This window comes from Aquipseudomonas alcaligenes NBRC 14159, from assembly GCF_000467105.1.
GTDB classification, from domain to species: domain Bacteria; phylum Pseudomonadota; class Gammaproteobacteria; order Pseudomonadales; family Pseudomonadaceae; genus Aquipseudomonas; species Aquipseudomonas alcaligenes.
On sequence record NZ_BATI01000022.1, the window covers coordinates 1 to 5,049 of the forward strand.

4 protein-coding genes are annotated in these 5,049 nt (G+C 67.8%); 2 read left to right on the forward strand and 2 right to left on the reverse strand.

Translation table 11 applies throughout. The features are described 5' to 3' along the window. Positions 1–140: 140 nt before the first annotated feature. Both prfA and hemA read right to left on the reverse strand, forming a co-directional pair. Positions 141–1,223 carry a peptide chain release factor 1 gene (gene prfA / locus PA6_RS13560; RefSeq protein ID WP_021701500.1) on the reverse strand — a complete coding sequence of 361 codons (1,083 nt, stop codon included), beginning with the start codon at positions 1,221–1,223 and terminating at the stop codon, positions 141–143. Continuing rightward, positions 1,220–2,488, reverse strand: a complete 1,269-nt coding sequence (hemA, locus tag PA6_RS13565) for a glutamyl-tRNA reductase (RefSeq protein ID WP_021701501.1) — start codon at positions 2,486–2,488, stop codon at positions 1,220–1,222. The genes prfA and hemA overlap by 4 nt, the downstream gene beginning before the upstream one ends. Positions 2,489–2,655: 167 nt before the next feature. Here hemA and PA6_RS13570 point away from each other — a divergent pair, with 167 nt between their 5' ends. Together PA6_RS13570 and lolB are read left to right on the forward strand one after the other, a co-directional pair. Further along, complete coding sequence (locus PA6_RS13570) at positions 2,656–4,383, forward strand: tetratricopeptide repeat protein (RefSeq protein WP_021701502.1); 1,728 nt, start codon at positions 2,656–2,658, stop codon at positions 4,381–4,383. A 3-nt stretch (positions 4,384–4,386) separates the two neighbouring features. Next, positions 4,387–5,001, forward strand: a complete 615-nt coding sequence (lolB, locus tag PA6_RS13575; RefSeq protein WP_021701503.1) for a lipoprotein insertase outer membrane protein LolB — start codon at positions 4,387–4,389, stop codon at positions 4,999–5,001. Positions 5,002–5,049 lie beyond the last annotated feature (48 nt).

Genomic DNA, 5,049 nt, shown 5'->3' on the forward strand with positions numbered 1-5,049 from the left:
CGGCAAGCCCCCTCTCCCTGACCCTCTCCCCGAGGGGAGAGGGAACAATTGTTTCGTGCCGCACGTCCCGAATTTAATCCAGGCTACACATGACGCAGCGGCGTATCGGCCCCTCCCTCTCAGGAGAGGGGTGAAATCAATCAATCGCCCAGGGCAGCCAGCTGGTCAGCCTGGTATTCCTGCAGCAGCGGCTCGATCACCTGCTCCACTGCGCCGCTGATCACTTCGTTCAGCGAGTACAGGGTCAGGTTGATGCGGTGGTCGGTGACCCGCCCCTGCGGGAAGTTGTAGGTGCGAATGCGCTCGGAACGGTCGCCGGAACCCACCAGCAGGCGGCGGGTGTCGGAGATTTCCTTATGCGCGGCGGCGTCCTGCTGGTCCTGCAGCTTGGCCGCCAGCCAGGCCATGGCCTTGGCGCGGTTCTTGTGCTGCGAGCGTTCTTCCTGGCACTCCACCACCATGCCGGTGGGCAGGTGAGTGATGCGGATCGCCGAGTCGGTCTTGTTCACGTGCTGGCCACCGGCGCCCGAGGCGCGGTAGGTGTCCACGCGCAGGTCAGCCGGGTTGATCTCGATGGCCTGCTGTTCGTCCGGCTCCGGCAGCACGGCGACGGTGCAGGCAGAGGTGTGGATGCGCCCCTGCGATTCGGTCTCCGGCACGCGCTGCACGCGGTGGGCGCCGGACTCGAACTTGAGCTTGGCGTAGACGTTGTCGCCTTCCACCCGGCTGATGACCTCTTTATAGCCGCCATGCTCGCCGATGTTTTCCGAGAGGATCTCGACCCGCCAGCCCTGGCGCTCGGCATAACGCGAATACATGCGGAACAGGTCGCCGGAGAAGATCGCCGCCTCGTCGCCGCCGGTGCCGGCACGGATTTCCAGGAACACGTTGCGGCCGTCGTTGGGGTCCTTGGGCAGCAGCATGCGCTGCAGGCGGTCTTCCAGCGCGAGCAGCGCCTCCTTGGCCTGGGCCACCTCCTCCTCGGCCATCTCGCGCATTTCCGGGTCGCCGTCCTTGAGCAGCGCCTGGGCGCCCTCGAGGTCGTCCTGGGTCTTGCGGAACTCGCGGTAGGCGGCGATCACCGGCTCGACCTCGGCGTACTCCTTGGAATAGGCGCGGAAACGGTTCTGGTCGCTGATCACTTCGGCATCGCCGAGAAGCGCGGTGAGCTCCTCGAAACGATCGTGGAGGATGTCGAGTTTCTTCAGCAGGGAGGCTTTCATGTCTTGCTCGGGCCCTCGTCGAGGGCAAAGAGTTCCTGGGCCACGGCCAGCGCTTCGAAGCGACCGTCGGCGGAGATTTTCTTCAACTGCACGCTGGGCGCGTGCAGCAGCTTGTTGGTCAGGCCGCGGGCCAGCTGCGCCAGCACTTCCTCGGCACTGCTGCCGTTGGCCAGCAGGCGCTGGGCCTTGGCCAGCTCCTCGTCGCGCAGGCGCTCGGCCTGCTGGCGGTAGGCCTTGAGCACGTCCACCGCGGCCAGCTCGCGCAGGCGCTGCATGAACTCCTCGGCGCCGGCGGCCACCAGCTCCTCGGCGGCCTGGGCGGCGCCCTGGCGGCTCTTGAGGTTTTCCTCGATGACCTCGTGCAGGTCGTCCACCGTATAGAGGTAGACGTCGTCCAGCTCGCCCACTTCCGGCTCGATGTCGCGCGGCACGGCGATGTCGACCATGAACATGGGCTTGTGCTTGCGCTGCTTGAGCGCGCGCTCCACCGCACCCTTGCCGAGGATCGGCAACTGGCTGGCGGTGGAGCTGATGACGATATCGCTGTGCGCCAGCTCCTGCGGGATGTCGGCCAGCAACACGGCGTGGGCGCCGAACTGCTCGGCCAGCTGGCTGGCGCGCTCGAGGGTGCGGTTGGCCACCACGATGCGCTTCACGCCCTGGTCGTGCAGGTGGCGGGCGACCAGGCTGATGGTCTCGCCGGCGCCGATCAGCAGCGCCTGGCTACGGTGCAGGTCGGCAAAGATCTGCTTGGCCAGGCTGACGGCGGCGAAGGCCACCGACACCGGGTTCTCGCCGATGGCGGTATCGGTGCGCACGGTCTTGGCGGTGCTGAACGTGGCCTGGAACAGGCGGCCGAGCAGCGGGCCGACGGTACCGGCCTCACGCGCCACGGCGTAGGCGGACTTCATCTGGCCGAGGATCTGCGGCTCGCCGAGGATCATCGAATCCAGCCCGGCGGCCACGCGCATCATGTGGCGCACGGCGTCGTTGTCCTGGTGGATGTAGGCGCAGGCACGCAGCTCATCGAGATTGAGGCGGTGGTAGTCGGCCAGCCAGCGCAGCACTTCGTCGGCGGACAGCTGGTCCTGTTCCAGGTACAGCTCGCTGCGGTTGCAGGTGGAGAGGATCGCTGCCTCGCGGCTGGGCGTGAGGCGACAGAGCTGCTGCAGGGCCTCGACCAGCTGCTCGGGGGTGAAGGCCACGCGCTCGCGGACGTCCACCGAGGCGGTCTTGTGGTTGATACCGAGGGCGAGGAAGGCCATGCAGGGTCGCTAGACAGGTTCGAAAGACCGGCAATTGTCCTACGTCACCCGAGGCAGGACAACTGGCGCGACAAATTGACCCGTTCGGCAAACCCGCGTGGCGCGGTGGGCTTGCGCCCGCCGCTTGTGTCATGATGCAGCCACGCCACGGACCGCAGCTTTCCTTTATGAACAAATCCCTCGCGTTGCTGACTGCCTCCCTCCTGCTCGCCGGCTGCCAGAGCCTGGCCCCCACGCCGGACGGCACCCCGCCGGTGGAGGATGCCAATACCAGCCAGGCCGCGCCCGAGCCCAAGCAGTACGCTTCGTTCAGTGAAGAGACCCTGTACGCCCTGCTCGCTGCCGAGCTGGCCGGCCAGCGCAACCGCTTCGACATTGCACTGGGCAACTATGTACAGCAGGCCAATGCCACCCGCGACCCCGGCGTGGCCGAGCGCGCCTTCCGCATCGCCGAGTATCTGGGCGCCGAACAGGCGGCCCTGGACAGCGCGCTGATCTGGTCCGACAGCGCGCCCGACAGCCTCGACGCCCAGCGCGCCGCCGCCGTCCAGCTGGCCCGTGCCGGCCGCTACGACGAGTCCATGCGCTACATGGAGAAAGTGCTGCAGGGCCAGGGCGACACGCACTTCGACTTCCTCGCCCTGTCCGCCGCCGAAACCGACCCGGACACTCGCGCCGGCCTGCTGCAGAGCTTCGACCGCCTGCTGCAGAAATACCCGGAGAACGGCCAGCTGCTGTTCGGCAAGGCCCTGCTGCTGCACCAGGACGGCCGCGCCGAAGAGGCGCTGGAGCTGCTCGAGGCGCACGCCGCCAGCGAACAGGAAATCCCCCCGCTGCTGCTACGCGCGCGCCTGCTGCAGGGCCTGCAGCGCGGCGAGGAAGCCGCCGAGCTGCTGCAGAAGGGCCTGGACAAGCACCCGGAAGACAAACGCCTGCGCCTGGCCTATGCCCGCCAGCTGGTCGAGCTCAAGCGCCTGGACGAAGCCAAGAGCGAATTTGCCGGGCTGGTCCAGCAGTTTCCCGATGACGACGACCTGCGCTACTCCCTGGCGCTGGTGTGCCTGGAGGATGAAGCCTGGGACGAGGCAGCCACCTACCTGGAAGAGCTGGTCGCGCGCAACGCCCACACCGATGCCGCCCACTTCAACCTGGGCCGCATCTATGAGCAGCGCGGCGATGCGGAAAGCGCGCTGATCGAGTACGGCCTGGTCGGCCCGGGCGAGGATTTCCTGCCGGCCCAGGTGCGCCAGACCGAGATCCTCTTCGAGCAGGGTCGCGCCGCCGAAGCCGGCAACCGCCTGGCACGCAGCCGCGAGGCCCAGCCCGACTACGCCATCCAGCTGTACCTGATCGAATCCGAAGCCCTGGCCAACCGCCAGCGCCTCGATGAGTCCTGGCAGGTGATCGTCAAGGCCCTGGAGCAGTTCCCCGGCGACACCAACCTCCTCTATACGCGCGCCATGCTGGCCGAGAAGCGTGGTGACCTGAACGGCCTGGAACGCGACCTGCGCGACATCATCGCGCGCGAACCGGACAACGCCACAGCGCTCAATGCCCTCGGCTACACCCTGGCCGACCGCACCAGCCGCTACGAGGAGGCCAAGGCCCTGATCGAGCAGGCGCACCAGCTCAACCCGGAAGACGCCGCAACCCTCGACAGCCTCGGCTGGGTCAACTATCGCCTGGGCAACCTGGATGAGGCCGAGCGCCACCTGCGCGCCGCCCTGGACAGGTTCCCCGACCATGAGGTCGCCGCCCACCTGGGCGAAGTGCTGTGGGTCCAGGGCAAGCAGCGCGAAGCCCGCGAGGTCTGGGCCACCGCCCTGGAAGCCAAGCCCGACAGTCCCATCCTGCGCGCCACCATCAAGCGCCTGACCGGTTCCGAGAAGCCCTGATCCATGTTTCGCCACGCCCTCGTTTTCAGCCTGCTCACCCTCCTCGCCGGCTGCGCCGGCCTCACCAGTCGCGAATCCGTCGAAGGCCAGGGCGATGCCAAGCTCTGGCAGGCGCACAAGGCCCAGGTCGCCGCCCTCGACGGCTGGCAGATCAGCGGCAAGGTCGGCATTCGCGCCCCGCGCGACTCCGGTAGCGGCACGCTGTTCTGGCTGCAGCGCCAGGACTACTTCGACATCCGCCTGTCCGGCCCGCTCGGCCGCGGTGCCGCGCGCCTGACCGGACGCGAAGGCAATGTACTGCTGGAGGTGGCCAACCAGGGGCGCTACGAAGCCGAATCGCCCGAGGCCCTGCTGGAAGAACAGCTGGGCTGGCGCCTGCCGGTCTCCCACCTGTTCTGGTGGGTGCGCGGCCTGCCGGCACCGGACAGCAGGAGCCGAGTGACCCTCGACAACGACAGCCACCTGGCGCGCCTGGAACAGGACGGCTGGCAGCTGCAGTACCTGAGCTATGTCGAGCAGAACGGCTATCGCCTGCCCGAGCGCATCAAGCTGCACGGCACCGACCTCGACATCACTCTGGTGATCAAGGACTGGCAGCCGCGCCAGCTCGGCCAGTAAGCCGTCTTATTCCCTCTCCCCTCGGGGAGAGGGCCAGGGAGAGGGGGC

Bases quoted from the DNA above. Each gene is read 5' to 3' on its own strand.
- PA6_RS13570 (WP_021701502.1), top strand. From the start codon at position 2,656: ATGAACAAATCCCTCGCGTTGCTGACTGCCTCCCTCCTGCTCGCCGGC.
- lolB (WP_021701503.1), top strand. From the start codon at position 4,387: ATGTTTCGCCACGCCCTCGTTTTCAGCCTGCTCACCCTCCTCGCCGGC.
- prfA (WP_021701500.1), bottom strand. From the start codon at position 1,223: ATGAAAGCCTCCCTGCTGAAGAAACTCGACATCCTCCACGATCGTTTC.
- hemA (WP_021701501.1), bottom strand. From the start codon at position 2,488: ATGGCCTTCCTCGCCCTCGGTATCAACCACAAGACCGCCTCGGTGGAC.